Origin of the sequence: Saccharomonospora glauca K62 (genome assembly GCF_000243395.2) — a bacterium.
GTDB lineage: Bacteria > Actinomycetota > Actinomycetes > Mycobacteriales > Pseudonocardiaceae > Saccharomonospora > Saccharomonospora glauca.
On record NZ_CM001484.1, the window covers coordinates 468,720 to 484,195 of the forward strand.

Consider the following 15,476-nt stretch of genomic DNA (forward strand, 5'->3'; position numbering starts at 1 on the left):
AGGCTCGAAGCGTGCTTGTACTCGCCATCGACACCGCCACCCCCGCTGTCACGGCCGGTGTCGTCGACCTGGAGCAGCAGTCGGCCACCGTGCTCGCCGAGCGCGTCACCCACGACGCCCGCGCGCACGGCGAGCTGCTGACCCCGCACGTGCTCGACGCCGTGGGCCGCGCGGGAGTGACGCTGCGTGACATCTCCGCGGTGGTGTGTGGGGTCGGTCCGGGCCCGTTCACCGGGTTGCGGGCGGGCATCGTCACGGCCGCCGCGCTGGCGCACAGCCTCGACGTGCCCGCGTACCCGGTGTGCAGCCTCGACGCGATCGCCGCCGACGCGGTGGGCGCGGGGGAGGTCACCGAACCGTTCTTCGTCGTCACCGACGCGCGTCGCCGTGAGGTGTACTGGGCGGCCTACGACGCCGACGGGCGCAGGACGGGCGGGCCCGAGGTGTCGAAGCCCGCCGAGCTCGACGCCACCCCGCGCCGTGTCGAGTACGCGACCCCGAGCCCCGCCGGGCTCGCTCGGGTGGCCGCGCCCACGGTCCTCTCCGGCGCCGAGCCGGGGCCGTTGACGCCCCTCTACCTGCGCCGCCCCGACGCCACGGTGCCGGGCGCGCGGAAGCGGGTGACGACGCCGTGAGGCTCGAACCGTTGCAGCGGCGTCACATTCGAGCGTGCGTGGAGATCGAGCGGATGCTGTTCTCCGGCGACAGTCCGTGGAGCGCCGCGGCCTTCCACGCCGAGCTCGACGCGGGCGGCCACTACCTGGCCGCGCTCGACGATGAGGGCAGGCTGGTCGGCTACGCGGGACTCGCCGTGATGGGCACGCCCGGCGACTGGGAGACGGGCCTGCACACGATCGCGGTTCACCCCGACCACCAGGGCAAGGGCATCGGCACCGCGCTGTTGCGCGCCTTGCTCGCCCGCGCCGACGAGTTGAGCGCCCCGGTGGTGCTGGAGGTGCGTACCGACAACGACACCGCCATCGCGCTGTACGAACGACACGGATTCGAGCGCGTCGGCCTGCGCAGGCGGTACTACCAGCCCTCGGGCGCCGACGCGTACACGATGGTGCGGCCCGCCCGCCGCACGCAGGAGGTTGCAGGCTGATGCCCAGGATCATCATGGGCGTGGAGAGCTCGTGCGACGAGACGGGGGTGGGACTCGTCCGGTTGCACGACGACGGCACCGTCGAACTGCTCGCCGACGAGGTCGCCAGCAGCGTGGACCAGCACGCGCGATTCGGTGGTGTGGTGCCCGAGGTCGCGAGCCGAGCCCACCTGGAGGCGATGGTTCCCACGGTGCGCAGGGCGTTCGACGCCGCGAACCTCACCTTGTCCGACGTGGACGCCATCGCGGTGACGGCCGGCCCCGGACTCGCGGGCGCGCTGCTGGTGGGGGTCTCCGCGGCGAAGGCGTACGCGGCGGCGTTGGACGTCCCGCTGTACGGCGTGAACCACCTCGCGGGCCACATCGCCGTCGACACCCTTCAGCACGGCCCGCTGCCCACGCCGTCGTTGGCGTTGCTCGTTTCCGGTGGGCACACCCAGTTGCTGCGGATCGACGACATCGCCGGAAAGATCACCGAGATAGGGTCCACAGTAGACGACGCGGCGGGCGAGGCGTACGACAAGGTCGCTCGGGTGCTGGAGCTCCCGTATCCGGGTGGCCCGCCGATCGACAAGGCTGCCAAGGAGGGGAATCCGAAGGCGATCGCGTTCCCTCGGGGCATGACCGGACCTCGGGACCCAGCGTTCGACTTCTCCTTCTCGGGACTGAAGACGGCGGTGGCTCGATGGGTGGAGGGCGCGCAGGCGCGCGGTGAGGACATCCCGGTCGCCGACGTCGCCGCGTCGTTCCAGGAGGCGGTCGCCGACGTCCTGACCGCCAAGGCCGTGCGAGCGGCCACCGAGTCCGGCATCGGCACGCTGGTGATCTCGGGTGGGGTGGCCGCGAACTCCCGGTTGTCGGCCCTGGCGGCACAGCGCTGCGCGGAGGCGGGCATCGAGCTACGTGTGCCGAGGCCCCGGCTGTGCACGGACAACGGCGCGATGATCGCCGCGTTGGGGGCCCACCTCGTGGCCGCCGGAGTCGCGCCGAGCCCGCTCGACCTGTCGGCGGACCCGGCGTTGCCGGTCAGCACCGTCTGCGTGTGACCCGCGCGGACGTTCGGCGCTCCGGCCGTTGCGCGGGGGGAACGCCGAACGTCCGCTTCCACCACGATCAGCGCGGGGTCACCTCGGTCAGGCCGGGGTGACGGTCGGCGATCACGAACGACGCTCGGGTGCGCACCGGCGCGCCGGGCTCGGTCACGTAGTCGACGACGCGGAAGTCCGCCCGCACCTCGTCGCGCGAGATGTGGGTGCGGACGTAGCCGCGCTGGTTGCTGCGGAACTTGATGTGCGGGTTGCGTTGCAGGTCGGGGTGTTCGGCGGGGTCGGAGTCGGCCCCGTTGCCACCCGAGGTGATCGAGCTGGTGACCAGCTCGGTGCCGATTACGGGACTGTCGGGGTCCGCGTAGTCGGCCTTCAGCTCGTTGGCCCAGTGGGTGTGCACGTCGCCGGTGAGCACCACCGGGTTACGCACGCCCGCGGCCACCCAGCCCTCGCTGATGCGGTCCCTGGAGCCGCGATAGCCGTCCCAGGCGTCCATGCTCACCGCGCCGGAGTCGTTGACCCGGTGTGCGAAGAACACCTGCTGGCCGAGCAGGTCCCAGCGCGCACGGGAGCGTCGGAACTGCCCGAGCAGCCAGCGTTCCTGCTCGTCTCCGGTGATGGTGCGGGCGGGGTCCACGGCGTCCTCGCAGATCTTCCAGCCGTCGTCGCACGCCTGGTCGTCGCGGTACTGGCGGGTGTCGAGCATGTGGAAGTTCACCAGCGAGCCCCAGGCCACGGTGCGGTAGAGCCGGATGTGTGCGCCTCGCGGGCGGTTGCGACGGCGCAGCGGCATGTTCTCGTAGTACGCGCGGAAGGCGTTGGCGCGGCGTTCCAGGAAGCGGGGCTGCGGGATCTCGGGCTTTTCGTACGCGTCGCCCGCCCAGTTGTTGTCGACCTCGTGGTCGTCGGGCACCACGAGCCACGGTGCGACGGCGTGGGCGGCCCGGAGGTCGGCGTCGGTGCGGTACTGCGCGTAGCGCTGCCGGTAGTTCGCGAGCGTCTCGGTCTCCGGACCCCGGTGGTCGCGGACGTTGCCGTCCGGAGAGACGTAGGAATTCGGCTGGTACTCGTAGATGTAGTCGCCGAGGTGGAGCACCAGGTCGGGTTCGTCCTCGGCCAGGTGCCGGTAGGCGGTGAAGTATCCGTGCTCGTACTGCGCGCAGGAGGCGAAGGCCATCACCATTCCCCCACCGAGGACACCGGGGGCGGGAGCGGTGCGGGTGCGGCCCGTGGGGGAGAGGAACCGGCCGCAGCGGAATCGGTAGTGGTACTCCCATCCGGGGGCGAGGCCCGCGACCTCGACGTGGACCGCGTATCCGGCCTCGGCGTCCGTCGTCTCGACGCCGCGCCGAACGACGTGGCGAAACCGTTCGTCGCGGGCGAGCTCCCACTCCACGGTGACGGCACGACGGCCCAGACCTCCCAGACCGTCCTCGGCGAGCGGGTCGGGTGCCAGTCGGGTCCACAGCACGACGCTGTGGTGGTCGGGTTCGCCGGAGGCGACGCCGAGGGTGAAGACGTCCCCGCGGAGGGGCGCGCCCGCGCCGCGGGTGGTGGTGGCTCGGGCGGAGGGGCCGAGAGCGACTAGGGGACCCGCCGTGAGCGCGGTGGCTCCCAGCGCGGCTCCGCCGAGCAGCACCTGACGACGGCTCGGCACGAGTGGTGACGTGTGCTTCTCACCGGATGCGGGCATGGATCGTCTCCCAACGTGGTGTCGATCAGCCGGACCCGCACAGCTTGCCGAGGAGGGGTGACTTTCTCCCGCCGAACGGGTGAGCACCGGGTGAACACCGGCTCGTCCGTGCCGCCGCCGACCCGGCTGTGACGCTGCTGACCAGCGAGGAGTGGGGCAGGTTACCCTGGTTGCGCGGCTAGCACTCGGATGGATAGAGTGCTAATCGCACGGCACCGCACACGCCCCGGCACCCGCGACGGCGGGGTGGTAGGAGCCGTACCCAACTAGGTACCTGCCAACGCTTTGGAAGACCCGTGGAGGTCACACCGGTGAGCGTGAACATCAAGCCGCTCGAGGACAAGATCCTTGTCCAGGCGAGCGAGGCCGAGGAGACGACGGCCTCCGGTCTCGTCATTCCCGACACCGCCAAGGAGAAGCCCCAGGAGGGCAAGGTCCTGGCCGTGGGTCCGGGCCGTATCGACGACAAGGGCAACCGCATCCCCATGGATGTCAAGGAAGGCGACGTCGTCATCTACTCCAAGTACGGCGGCACCGAGGTCAAGTACAACGGTGAGGAGTACTTGATCCTGTCCGCGCGCGACGTGCTGGCCGTCATCAACTGACGACCGCCTCGCGTCGAAACGCCCCGGGCCCCCGCACACGCCGGGGTACCGGGGCGTTTCGCGCTTCTCCGAGAGAGGTTTTCTCATGGCTAAGCAGATCAACTTCGACGAGGACGCTCGTCGGGCACTTGAGCGCGGGGTGGACAAGCTCGCCAACGCGGTGAAGGTCACGCTCGGCCCGCGTGGCCGTCACGTCGTGCTCGACAAGAAGTTCGGGGGCCCCACCGTCACCCTGGACGGTGTCACCGTGGCCCGCGAGATCGAGCTGGACGACCCGTTCGAGAACCTCGGCGCCCAGCTGGCGAAGAACGTCGCCACCAAGACCAACGACGTGGTCGGCGACGGCACCACCACCTCAACCGTGCTCGCGCAGGCGCTGGTGAAGGTCGGCCTGCGCAACGTCGCGGCGGGTGCCAACCCCACGGCTCTCGGCCGGGGCATCGAGGCGGCGGCCGACAAGGTCGTCGAGTTGCTCAAGTCCAAGGCCACCCCGGTGAAGGGCCGCGACAACATCGCCCAGGTCGGCACCGTCACCTCGCGTGACGCCACCATCGGCGCGCTGCTGGGCGAAGCGGTGGAGAAGGTCGGTGAGGACGGCGTCATCACGGTGGAGGAGTCCTCCACGCTCGCCACCGAACTCGACATCACCGAGGGCGTGCAGTTCGACAAGGGCTACCTGTCGGCGCACTTCGCCACCAACCCGGAGGAGCAGCGGGCGATCCTGGAGGACGCCTACGTGCTGCTCCACCGTGAGAAGATCTCGGCGTTGGCCGACCTGCTCCCGCTGCTGGAGAAGGTCGCCGAGCAGAAGAAGCCGCTGCTCATCATCGCGGAGGACGTCGAGGGCGAGGCCCTGTCCACCCTGGTGGTCAACTCGCTGCGTAAGACGCTCACCGCCGCGGCGGTCAAGGCTCCGTTCTTCGGCGACCGTCGCAAGGCGTTCATGGACGACCTCGCCGTCGTCACGGGCGCGCAGGTGGTCTCCAGCGAGGTCGGTCTCAAGCTCTCCGAGGTCGGTCTCGAGGTGCTGGGCAAGGCCCGGCGCATCGAGGTCACCAAGGACACCACCACGATCGTGGACGGCGCGGGCACGAAGGAGGACATCCAGGCCCGCATTGCCCAGATCCGCAAGGAGATCGAGACCACCGACTCCGACTGGGACCGCGAGAAGCTCCAGGAGCGGCTCGCCAAGCTCGGCGGCGGTGTCGCGGTGATCCGCGTCGGCGCGGCCACGGAGACGGAGCTCAACGAGCGCAAGCACCGCATCGAGGACGCGGTGGCCTCCACCAAGGCCGCGGTCGAGGAGGGCATCGTCCCCGGTGGTGGTTCGGCTCTGGCGCACATCGCCAAGGAGCTCGACGACCTCGGTCTGACCGGCGACGAGGCCACCGGTGTCAAGATCGTCCGCGACGCGCTGACCGCGCCGCTGTTCTGGATCGCCACCAACGCGGGCCACGAGGGCGCCGTCATCGTGTCGAAGGTGCAGGAGCAGAAGTGGGGCGAGGGCTTCAACGCCGCCACCGGTGAGATCACCGACCTGCTCGGCGCCGGCATCATCGACCCGGTGAAGGTCACGCGCTCCGCGGTGGCCAACGCGGCGTCGATCGCCCGCCTGGTGCTCACCACCGAGAGCTCGGTGGTGGAGAAGCCTGAGGACGAGGGCGACGCGTCGGGCCACGGCCACGCTCACTGAAGCGGTAGAGCGGCGACGTAAACGGCGAACGGGGCGGCACTCGCGTCGGAGTGTCGCCCCGTTCGTGTGCCGCCCGTCCTTTTCTCACCCAGTTCGACGGACGGCGACCGTGGCGCGGGAGGGGAACGTCCCGCGAGCGCTCATCAGCGCGCGGTCAGCGTGAGCTGCCGCTTCCGGGCACGGATGATGGCTTCCCGTTCGGACTCGGAAAGCCCGCCCCAGATTCCGTACGGCTCGTGGACGGCGAGCGCGTGTTCACGGCACATCTCAAGCACCGGGCAGGTGTGGCAGATGGCCTTCGCTCGCGCCTCCCTCCTCGCTCGTGCCGGTCCTCTCTCCCCATCGGGATGGAAGAACGAACCACTGTCCATCCCGCGGCAAGCCCCCTCGAGTTGCCAGTCCCAAACATCCGCGTTTGGGCCGGGGAGTCTGCGCGTGTCTGCCATTCGTGACCGCCTCCGATATCCGGCACCACGCGGCCGGATTGTGCAGTTGTCGTAGTGCGACTACTCCATTTGGTGCAACGGCCGTAACGCTAGAAGCCCTTCCGGCGAATGTTCAAGGCCTGTCAGTGGAATCAGCCGATAGGCGTGCCAGGCGACTGTGATCGGTGACACACCGCCCAAAAATGGTTCAGCGGTCTCACTCAGGCGAGTTTCACTAGGTGATCCGGTCGTATTTTCTAGCTGATTTTTGGTGTACCCGCTGTACTGTTGGCGACTCGTCCGGGTCACGATGAGGGCGTGCCGATCGTCGAAAAAGTGCTGCGAACCGCCGCGTTCGGTGGAAGTCGGGGTGTCGAGGAGCCGGTGTCGGACGGCGGGGCCGAAGGGGTCGATCCGATGGGGCGCTGGCTCGAGGGAGTGGTGTGCGGGGCGTGCGGACGGTACGCGGCGGCGACGGCCCTGCTGGAGCCCCTGAGCCGTCATCGGGACGCCGTGGTCGCCTCACTGGCCGCGTCGGCGCTGGCCTCCCATCGGCGGCAACTCGGTGGACACGCCGCGGCGTTGCGTCTCGACGGCCTCGCGCTGCGCAGGGCGGTCGAGGCGGAGGAAACGGCCGGGTCACGAGGGCGCCGTGACGACCCCGACGGGCTGGACGGTGCGGGTGCGCTGGCCGACGCGCTGCTCGGGCTGGCGGCGGATCACCTCGGGCTGGGGAGGCTGGCCGCTTCGGAAGTGTTGCTGACCCGGGCCGGGGCGGTGGTCGCCGCGAGCGGCTGCTGGCGCGCCGAGACCCGGTTGGGGTGGGTGCGGGCCGAGCTCGCCCTCGCGTCCGGGCGGGCGGCCGATGCGATTTCGCCCGCGAAACACGCTTTGGCAACCGCGGAGCACCGCGGCGCCCAGCGGCATATCGCAAAATCGTCTTTGGTGCTCGCGGCGGCATTGGTGGCGACCGGGGAGCGAGAAGGGGCTAAACGCGCGCGACAACTCGCCTCGGAGGCATTGTCGGTGGTCGAGAGAAACGGTTGGCGATCACTGATATGGCCCGCTCTTCTCCTTCTTGCCGATCTAGAACCGGAACGCGCTTTTTGGAATCGCTCCAGAGTTACTACTGAGTTGAGTGTGTTACTCGCCTCAACCGATCCGGTGGGACGTCGCTTGGCACGTGACTCGCTATGGGTGCCGATCTAGGCCGTTTCCAGGGAGATATGGGCTATGCCGACATCCGGGCGAAGATTCCTCCAAAAAAAGCCACCGGATCGTGTCAAGGTGACACCTAAAGCGTCCGATAGGGGAAGAGGAATGTCACCCGGCTGCAGGAAGGAACCCCTGTGACGACGGTCTTGATCTGCGATGACCGACGCAGTGTCCGTGAAGGGCTCACGCGCGTGATGTCCGCTGTTCCCGGCGTCAGTCGCATCGACTGTGTAGCGCACGGTGACGAGTTGCTCGCCCGGTATTCCCGGCAGCCGGTCGACGTCGTGCTCGTGGGCACGCAGCGTGCTGTGCCGACCGGTGTGGAAGCCACGCGGCGGTTGGTCTCGGCCAACCCGCAGGCCAACGTGATCGTGTTCGGCGCTCCGGACGACGCGGGCAGCATTGCCGCGGCGATCGCCGGCGGAGCCCGTGGGTACCTGAGGTGGGACGCCTCCCGCCCGGAACTCGTCGCCGCGCTTGCTCACACACTCGCGAGCACGTCGGTGCCCGCACCTCGTCAGCCCTCCGACCCCGGTGTTCAGCTCACCGAGCGCGAACTCCAGGTGCTCCGGGGTATGAGCCAGGGCAAGAGCAACGGGCAGATCGGCCGGGAGCTCTATCTGTCCGAAGACACTGTGAAGACCCATGCGCGGCGGCTGTTCCGCAAGCTCGGTGTGCGCGACCGGGCCCAGGCCGTGGCGCACGGTTTCCGACGCGGTCTCGTCTCCTGAATGGTCGGTACCGCCCCTTACACAGCGCCTCTGATCACCGAACACGCCACGCCGGTCACGCCGGTGTGGCGTGTCACGTTGTGGCCGACCATCGCGTCGCCGGGAAGTCGATGATCGTTGGAATGTTGACCAGTGCGGTAGGGTTCGTTGTCGCAGGTTGCGTTGCGGAGAGGACTCCTGAGCGACCGTCAACGAAATCGAGCGGTACCGGAAGGTACGGTAGGTGTCACCGGCGTGGTGGCGACGGTTTCGACAGCCGCACGCCGTTGTTTTTGCACGCCTAGACGTAACACCGGGACTGTTGTCTGCGATGGCCAACGTGGGGGATGGGCTGGACGAGTCGGTCGCCGCCGCTGTAGAGGGAGACCCTCAAGCGGTCGAGCGGCTACTGGCCGCTATCCGTCCCCTGGTGGTGCGGTACTGCCGCGCCAGAGTTGGCAGGCAGGAACGATCGTTCGCTTCGGCAGACGACGTAGCCCAGGAGGTGTGTCTCGCGGTGCTCACGGCGTTGCCTTCGTACCGTGACCAGGGCCGCCCCTTCCTGGCGTTCGTCTACGGGATCGCTCAGCACAAGGTCGCCGATGCCCATCGGGCCGCGTCCCGCAATCGCGCCGAGCCGGTGGCCGAGGTCCCGGACGAGATCGAAGGCGACATAGGCCCGGAGCAGCGCGCTCTGCAGGGCGAGCTGAACGAACGGATGTCGCAGTTGTTGCAGGTACTGCCGGACAAACAACGCGAGATCGTGGTGTTGCGGGTCGTCGTGGGGCTGTCCGCGGAGGAGACCGCGGAGGCCGTCGGATCGACGCCCGGGGCGGTCAGGGTCGCCCAGCATCGCGCCCTCGCGCGGCTACGCAAGGCGCTGGCCGCTGAGGAGGTGGTCTGATGACGGAACGCGACGGTGTTGACGGCGACAACCATGAAACCGGCTTCGAGGCCGAGAGCCGGGACGGTGGCACGTCGTCCCACGGCTCCGTGAACTCCTCGGACGTGTCGGACACCCAGCGTTCCGCGGACGCCGAGGCCTCCGATGTCGAGGCCGCCGACGTCGAGTTGACCGATCTTTCCGCCGTTCAGGCGGACGACGCCCTGCTCGACGCGCTCGGCGGGGCGGATTCCCGTGTCGCCGACGGGCTCGGTGACCACGAACTGAGCGCGCTGCTGCTGGCGTGGCGGCGGGACGTGGACAGCGAGGCCATCCCCGAACTCATCGATACGTCCTCGGCCGTCACCACCGTGAAGACGGCCGTCGCCGCGCACAACGCCCGTGGCGGAAAGCGGCGGCGCGTGTTGGTTCCCGTCGCGGCGGCCGCCGCGGTGCTGGCCATCGGGTTCACCGGAACGGCGCTCGCGGCTCGCGACGCGCAGCCCGGCGACACGCTGTGGGGACTCAGCAAGGTGCTGTACGCCGACCACGCGCGGTCGGTGGAGGCGGCGGCGTCCGTGCGTACGGACCTCGACGCGGCGCGGCTGGCCATCGCCCAGGAGCGCTACGAGGACGCGCGCCGGGCGCTGGAGGAGGCCGAGCAGGCGCTCCAGGGTGTCACGGGTGAGGACGAGCTCGCGAAGCTGCGCGCCCGTCACACGGAACTGTTGGCGCAGCTCGACCAGCCGGAGGAGTCGGCTCCGCAGCCACCGACTTCGTCGTCGGAGACCACGTCCCGGAACGACGGGTCGATCACGTCGACGCCGTCGGACAGCTCGCCGGAGTCGTCGCTGCACAGCGTGCCGCCCGAACTCGACGGCACGTCCTCGATCCCCCCGACGGAGCCCTCACCGTCGACGGAGCCCACGCCGCCCACCACGACTCCCGGGAGCCCGAGCGACGAGGAGACCGACAGCCGGTCCGATACCTCGACCTCGAGGGACTCGAAGGACAGCACGAACGAGACGAACTGACCGACGGGTGGAACGCCCACTGACCCGGCCCGTGGACGGGGCGCGGGTCAGTGGGCGTTTTCCGTGGCCGTGATGCCGTCGGCGAACCCCCGGCAGTAGTCCCAGGTGACGTAGAGCGCGGGGTCCGGATCGAAGGCCGGCTCGTGCGGACGCATGTGCCCGTCCGTCAGTAGTTGTTCGAGACTCGCCCGGAGCAGATGCCAGTCGTGGTAGTGCGGCTGCTCACACTCGGCGCAGTCCACGACGATCCCCCTGATGCCCCGAGGCTCCAGCAACGCCTGGTAAACCGTGAGGTCCGAGAGGTCCGCCAGCAGCTCGGAGCGCTCTTCCGGGCTCATCGGCTCGGCAGCGGGCTCGTCGAGAGCGGCGAACTCCTTCGCGGGGTCGTTCGGGTCGTCGGCGAACGGGTCCGGAGGCAACACTTCGTGTGGCACGATCCAGCACGGTACCGGGCCATCCCTGGGGGACGTCCAGATACCATCGCTAACAGGTCCGCATATTCATGGACGGTTTCATCCTGCCGAGGAAGGTCAGCTCCACCCATGACGAATGACACCGTGCCCGCAGGTCTGCTGTCCTCCGAGTCGGAGGAGACCGGTGGAGCCCCGGACAAGTTCGCGATGCTGGGTCTGACGTTCGATGACGTGCTTCTTCTCCCGGCCGAGTCGGACGTGATCCCGAGCGGCGTGGACACGAGCACCAACCTGACGCGCAACGTCCGGCTCAACATCCCCGTGGTGTCGGCGGCCATGGACACGGTCACCGAAGCCCGGATGGCCATCGCCATGGCTCGGCAGGGCGGTCTGGGCGTGTTGCAGCGGAACCTGCCGATCGAGGAGCAGGCGCAGGCCGTGGAGGTGGTGAAGCGTTCGGAGGCCGGCATGGTCACCGATCCGGTGACGTGCTCGCCGGACGACACGCTCGCCGAGGTGGACGCCCTGTGCGCGCGGTTCCGCATCTCGGGGGTGCCGGTGACGGACTCCTCCGGCACGTTGGTGGGCATCATCACCAACCGCGACATGCGGTTCGAGGTGGACTACAGCAAGCCCGTGCGCGAGGTGATGACCAAGGCGCCGCTGGTGACGGCACAGGTGGGTGTCACCGCGGACGCGGCGCTGGGGCTGCTGCGCCGTCACAAGGTCGAGAAGCTGCCCATCGTCGACGGTGACGGCAAGCTGCGCGGCCTCATCACGGTGAAGGACTTCGTCAAGACCGAGCAGTACCCGAACGCCACCAAGGACCCCGACGGCAGGCTCGTCGTGGGCGCGGCCGTGGGCGTGGGCGAGGACGGGTTCCAGCGGGCCATGGCCCTGGCCGACGCGGGCGTGGACGTGCTCATGGTCGACACGGCCCACGGGCACTCCCGCGGCGTGCTCGACATGGTGGCTCGGCTGAAGAAGGAGCTCGGCAGCACCGTCGACGTCGTGGGCGGCAACGTCGCCACGCGGGCGGGTGCCCAGGCGCTCGTGGACGCGGGCGCGGACGCCGTCAAGGTCGGCGTCGGCCCCGGCTCCATCTGCACCACGCGTGTGGTGGCCGGTGTGGGGGTTCCGCAGATCTCCGCCATCTACGAGGCCGACAAGGCGTGCCGGCCCGCCGGGGTTCCCGTGATCGGGGACGGCGGCATCCAGTACTCCGGCGACATCGTCAAGGCCATCGCGGCGGGCGCGTCGTCGGTGATGCTGGGCAGCCTGCTCGCGGGCACCGCCGAGGCGCCGGGTGAGCTGATCCTCGTCAACGGCAAGCAGTACAAGACGTACCGGGGTATGGGTTCGCTCGGGGCGATGGCGTCGCGCGGTGGTAACCGGTCGTACTCGAAGGACCGCTACGCGCAGGACGACGTGCTCTCCGAGGACAAGCTCGTGCCCGAGGGCATCGAGGGGCGGATTCCGTTCCGGGGTCCGCTGGCCGGGGTGATCCACCAGCTCGTGGGGGGTCTGCGGTCGGGCATGGGCTACGCCGGTGCCGCGACCATCCCCGAGTTGCAGCGAGCCCAGCTCGTGCGCATCACTTCGGCGGGGCTCAAGGAGAGCCATCCCCACGACGTCACGATGACCGTGGAGTCCCCGAACTACACCGCTCGCTAGTTCGCGCTCCGTCGGCGTTCACGGCGACCTCACGGTCGAAAAGCAGAAGGGATATCACGTGCGGGACCTGGTCGAGATCGGTATGGGCCGGACGGCCCGGCGGTCGTATGACTTCGACGACATCGACATCGTGCCCTCGCGACGCACGCGGTCGTCGAAGGTCGTCTCCACCGCCTGGCAGATCGATGCGTACCGGTTCGACCTGCCCCTCGTCACCCACCCCACCGACGCCGTGGTGTCGCCGGACACGGCGGTGTCGATCGGCAAGCTCGGCGGTCTGGGCGTGCTCAACGCCGAAGGCGTGTGGGCGAGGCACGCCGACGCGGAGAAGGCCCTCGCGAGGGTCGTGGACCTCGCCCGTAAGGGGGCCGACTGGGCCGAACTGGGTGCGTTGCTGCAGGAGTTGCACTCGGCGCCGATCCAGAACGAGCTGCTCACCGAGGCCGTGCGCACCGTGCGTGACTCCGGTGTGACGGTGGCCGCCAGGGTCAGCCCCCAGCACGCGGCCGAGCTGACCCCGGTGCTGTTGAGCGCGGGCGTCGAGGTGCTGGTGGTGCAGGGCACGATCGTGTCGGCCGAGCACGTGGCCCGTGACGACAACCCGCTGAACCTCAAGGAGTTCATCGCCGACCTCGACGTGCCCGTGATCGCGGGTGGGGTCAGCGACTACCGCACGGCCATGCACCTCATGCGGACGGGAGCCGCGGGCGTGATCGTGGGGCACGGCCACACGCCGGGAGTGACCAGCACCGACCGTGTGCTCGGTATCGGCGTGCCGATGGCCACCGCCGTGATCGACGCGGCCGCCGCGCGTCGCGACTACCTCGATGAGACCGGGGGTCGGTACGTGCATGTGATCGCCGACGGTGGGATGACGTGCAGCGGTGACATCGCGAAGGCCATCGCGTGCGGGGCCGACGCCGTCATGCTCGGTGCGCCGCTCGCCGTGACGCGCGAGGCTCCGGGTAAGGGGCTGTACTGGACGGCGGCCGCGGCGCACCCGTCGTTGCCGCGTTCGCGGGTCGCCGAGGGGCCGAGCCACGACGTGGATCTGAAGACGTTGCTGCACGGCCCGTCGTCCGACCCGGAGGGCACGGTGAACCTCTTTGGTGCTCTGCGCAGGGCGCTGGCGAAGACGGGTTACTCCGACCTGAAGGAGTTCCAGAAGGTCGAGCTCTCCGTTCGGCCCTGACTCCGGAACGAAACCGGGCGGTAACTTACCTCTGGTCAGAAACGGGGCTCCCGTCTACCCTACTTTCCTGTGACTGGGCGTAACACCTATCGCGTTGACTACGACGTCGTGGTCATCGGGTCGGGCTTCGGCGGCAGCGTGGCCGCGCTGCGATTGACGGAGAAGGGCTACCGAGTCGCTGTCGTCGAGGCGGGCCGCCGCTTCGCCGACGACGAGTTCGCCTCCACGTCCTGGGATCTCCGCCGCTACCTGTGGGCACCGGCTCTGGGCTGCTTCGGTATCCAGCGCATCCATCTGCTCAAGGACGTCATGGTGTTGGCGGGAGCGGGGGTGGGCGGTGGTTCGCTGGTGTACGCGAACACGCTGTACCGGCCGCTGCGGCCCTTCTACACCGACCGGCAGTGGGCCCACATCACCGACTGGGAGTCGGAACTCGCCCCCCACTACGACCAGGCGAGCCGGATGCTCGGGGTGGTCACCAACCCCACGGTGACGCCGTCCGACGAGGTGATGCGCAAGGTGGCCGCCGACATGGGGGTGGCCGACACCTACCACCCGACGCCCGTCGGCGTGTACTTCGGCGAACCCGGCAAGCGGGTGCCCGACCCCTACTTCGGGGGAGTGGGCCCCGACCGCACCGGCTGCACCGAGTGCGGGTCGTGCATGACCGGCTGCCGGGTCGGCGCGAAGAACACGCTCGTGAAGAACTACCTGTACCTCGCCGAGCAGCGCGGCGCGAAGGTGATTCCGCTGACCACGGCGACGGCGGTTCGTCCCCGAGGCGACGGCACGTACGAGGTGGACGTTCGGAAGACGGGGACCGTGTCGCGGCGTTTCCGCACCACTCTCACCGCCACCCACGTCGTCTTCGCCGCGGGTACGTGGGGTACCCAGCGTCTGTTGCACGACATGCGTGACAAGGGCGTGCTGCCGCGCCTGTCCGAACGGCTGGGCGAGCTGACCCGCACCAACTCCGAGGCCATCATCGGGGCCGGCCGCACCACCGTCGACCCGGAGCACGACTACAGCCGCGGGGTGGCCATCACGTCGTCGTTCCACCCCGACCCCGACACCCACATCGAGCCGGTGCGGTACGGCAAGGGCAGCAATGCCATGAGCCTGCTGCAGACGATCGCCACCGACGGCTCCTCGGAGGTGCCCAGGTGGAAGCAGGTGCTGCAGTTCGTGCGCAAACACCCCGTCCAGACACTCAAACTGATGAACGGCCGTCGGTGGAGTGAGCGCACGGTGATCCTGCTGGTGATGCAGAGCCTGGACAACTCCATCACCACGTACACGAAGAAGGGCTTGTTCGGGCGGCGCCGGTACACGTCCCGGCAGGGGCACGGCAACCCGAACCCCACGTTCATCCCCGCGGGTTACGAGGCCAACCAGCGGACGGCCGAGTACATCGGCGGCATCGCGGGCGGGACGTGGAGCGAGGTGTTCGACATCCCGCTCACGGCGCACTTCATCGGGGGCGCACCCATCGGCACCGACCCCTCCAACGGGGTCATCGACCCGTACCACCGGGTTTTCAACTACCCGAACCTGCACGTCGTCGACGGCGCCGCCATCACCGCCAATCTCGGGGTGAACCCGTCGCTCACCATCGCCGCGCAGGCCGAGCGGGCTTTCTCGCTCTGGCCCAACAAGGGTGAGGAGGACCCGCGGCCCGTCCAGGGGGAGCCGTACCGGCGCGTCGATCCGGTGCCGCCGAAGGCCCCCGCCGTTCCGGCTCACGCCCCGGCCGCTTTGCGGTTGGTGCCGCGACGCGGGAACGCCTGA

At 69.3% G+C, this 15,476-nt stretch carries 15 protein-coding genes; 12 read left to right on the plus strand and 3 right to left on the minus strand.

What is annotated here, in order from left to right:
- Positions 1-11: 11 nt before the first annotated feature.
- From tsaB to tsaD, 3 genes are read left to right on the plus strand one after another with little or no spacing between them, the layout of a single operon-like run.
- A complete protein-coding gene (gene tsaB / locus SACGLDRAFT_RS02390; protein ID WP_005461464.1) occupies positions 12-635 on the plus strand; it encodes a tRNA (adenosine(37)-N6)-threonylcarbamoyltransferase complex dimerization subunit type 1 TsaB in 624 nt (207 codons plus the stop codon).
- Positions 632-1,105: a ribosomal protein S18-alanine N-acetyltransferase gene (gene rimI / locus SACGLDRAFT_RS02395; RefSeq protein ID WP_005461465.1), complete on the plus strand. Its 474-nt coding sequence runs from the start codon at positions 632-634 to the stop codon at positions 1,103-1,105. Before tsaB ends, rimI begins: the two co-directional genes overlap by 4 nt.
- The gene (gene tsaD / locus SACGLDRAFT_RS02400; protein ID WP_005461467.1) at positions 1,105-2,151 is read left to right on the plus strand and encodes a tRNA (adenosine(37)-N6)-threonylcarbamoyltransferase complex transferase subunit TsaD; all 1,047 of its coding nucleotides are present in this window, start codon (positions 1,105-1,107) and stop codon (positions 2,149-2,151) included. Before rimI ends, tsaD begins: the two co-directional genes overlap by 1 nt.
- Before the next feature lie 67 nt (positions 2,152-2,218).
- Here tsaD and SACGLDRAFT_RS02405 read toward each other — a convergent pair whose 3' ends face one another.
- A complete protein-coding gene (locus SACGLDRAFT_RS02405) occupies positions 2,219-3,844 on the minus strand; it encodes an alkaline phosphatase D family protein (protein WP_005461469.1) in 1,626 nt (541 codons plus the stop codon).
- 311 nt (positions 3,845-4,155) lie between these two features.
- Here SACGLDRAFT_RS02405 and groES point away from each other — a divergent pair, with 311 nt between their 5' ends.
- Both groES and groL read left to right on the plus strand, forming a co-directional pair.
- A complete protein-coding gene (gene groES / locus SACGLDRAFT_RS02410; protein WP_005461471.1) occupies positions 4,156-4,449 on the plus strand; it encodes a co-chaperone GroES in 294 nt (97 codons plus the stop codon).
- A gap of 85 nt (positions 4,450-4,534) precedes the next feature.
- On the plus strand, positions 4,535-6,142 hold the full coding sequence (gene groL, locus SACGLDRAFT_RS02415) for a chaperonin GroEL (protein ID WP_005461473.1): 1,608 nt from the start codon (positions 4,535-4,537) through the stop codon (positions 6,140-6,142).
- A gap of 143 nt (positions 6,143-6,285) precedes the next feature.
- Here groL and SACGLDRAFT_RS02420 read toward each other — a convergent pair whose 3' ends face one another.
- Entirely contained in the window at positions 6,286-6,588 is a 303-nt protein-coding gene (locus tag SACGLDRAFT_RS02420; protein ID WP_005461474.1) for a WhiB family transcriptional regulator, read from the minus strand.
- 297 nt (positions 6,589-6,885) lie between these two features.
- Between SACGLDRAFT_RS02420 and SACGLDRAFT_RS02425 the strand changes: the two genes are divergently transcribed.
- From SACGLDRAFT_RS02425 to SACGLDRAFT_RS02440, 4 genes are all read left to right on the plus strand, one after another.
- Positions 6,886-7,776 (plus strand): hypothetical protein, encoded by an 891-nt coding sequence (locus SACGLDRAFT_RS02425; RefSeq protein WP_005461475.1) that lies wholly within the window; start codon positions 6,886-6,888, stop codon positions 7,774-7,776.
- Positions 7,777-7,916: 140 nt separating this feature from the next.
- Complete coding sequence (locus SACGLDRAFT_RS02430) at positions 7,917-8,513, plus strand: response regulator transcription factor (RefSeq protein WP_003073605.1); 597 nt, start codon at positions 7,917-7,919, stop codon at positions 8,511-8,513.
- A 310-nt stretch (positions 8,514-8,823) separates the two neighbouring features.
- Positions 8,824-9,396, plus strand: coding sequence for a sigma-70 family RNA polymerase sigma factor (locus tag SACGLDRAFT_RS02435; protein ID WP_005461476.1), 573 nt, complete (start codon positions 8,824-8,826; stop codon positions 9,394-9,396).
- Positions 9,396-10,409, plus strand: a complete 1,014-nt coding sequence (locus SACGLDRAFT_RS02440) for an anti-sigma-D factor RsdA (RefSeq protein ID WP_005461477.1) — start codon at positions 9,396-9,398, stop codon at positions 10,407-10,409. The genes SACGLDRAFT_RS02435 and SACGLDRAFT_RS02440 overlap by 1 nt, the downstream gene beginning before the upstream one ends.
- A 47-nt stretch (positions 10,410-10,456) precedes the next feature.
- Here SACGLDRAFT_RS02440 and SACGLDRAFT_RS02445 read toward each other — a convergent pair whose 3' ends face one another.
- The gene (locus tag SACGLDRAFT_RS02445; protein WP_040918421.1) at positions 10,457-10,843 is read right to left on the minus strand and encodes a DUF5319 domain-containing protein; all 387 of its coding nucleotides are present in this window, start codon (positions 10,841-10,843) and stop codon (positions 10,457-10,459) included.
- 108 nt (positions 10,844-10,951) lie between these two features.
- Here SACGLDRAFT_RS02445 and guaB point away from each other — a divergent pair, with 108 nt between their 5' ends.
- From guaB to SACGLDRAFT_RS02460, 3 genes are all read left to right on the plus strand, one after another.
- On the plus strand, positions 10,952-12,496 hold the full coding sequence (guaB, locus tag SACGLDRAFT_RS02450; protein WP_005461483.1) for an IMP dehydrogenase: 1,545 nt from the start codon (positions 10,952-10,954) through the stop codon (positions 12,494-12,496).
- Positions 12,497-12,554: 58 nt separating this feature from the next.
- Positions 12,555-13,688 carry a GuaB3 family IMP dehydrogenase-related protein gene (locus SACGLDRAFT_RS02455; RefSeq protein WP_005461485.1) on the plus strand — a complete coding sequence of 378 codons (1,134 nt, stop codon included), beginning with the start codon at positions 12,555-12,557 and terminating at the stop codon, positions 13,686-13,688.
- A 69-nt stretch (positions 13,689-13,757) separates the two neighbouring features.
- Positions 13,758-15,476: an FAD-dependent oxidoreductase gene (locus tag SACGLDRAFT_RS02460; protein WP_005461496.1), complete on the plus strand. Its 1,719-nt coding sequence runs from the start codon at positions 13,758-13,760 to the stop codon at positions 15,474-15,476.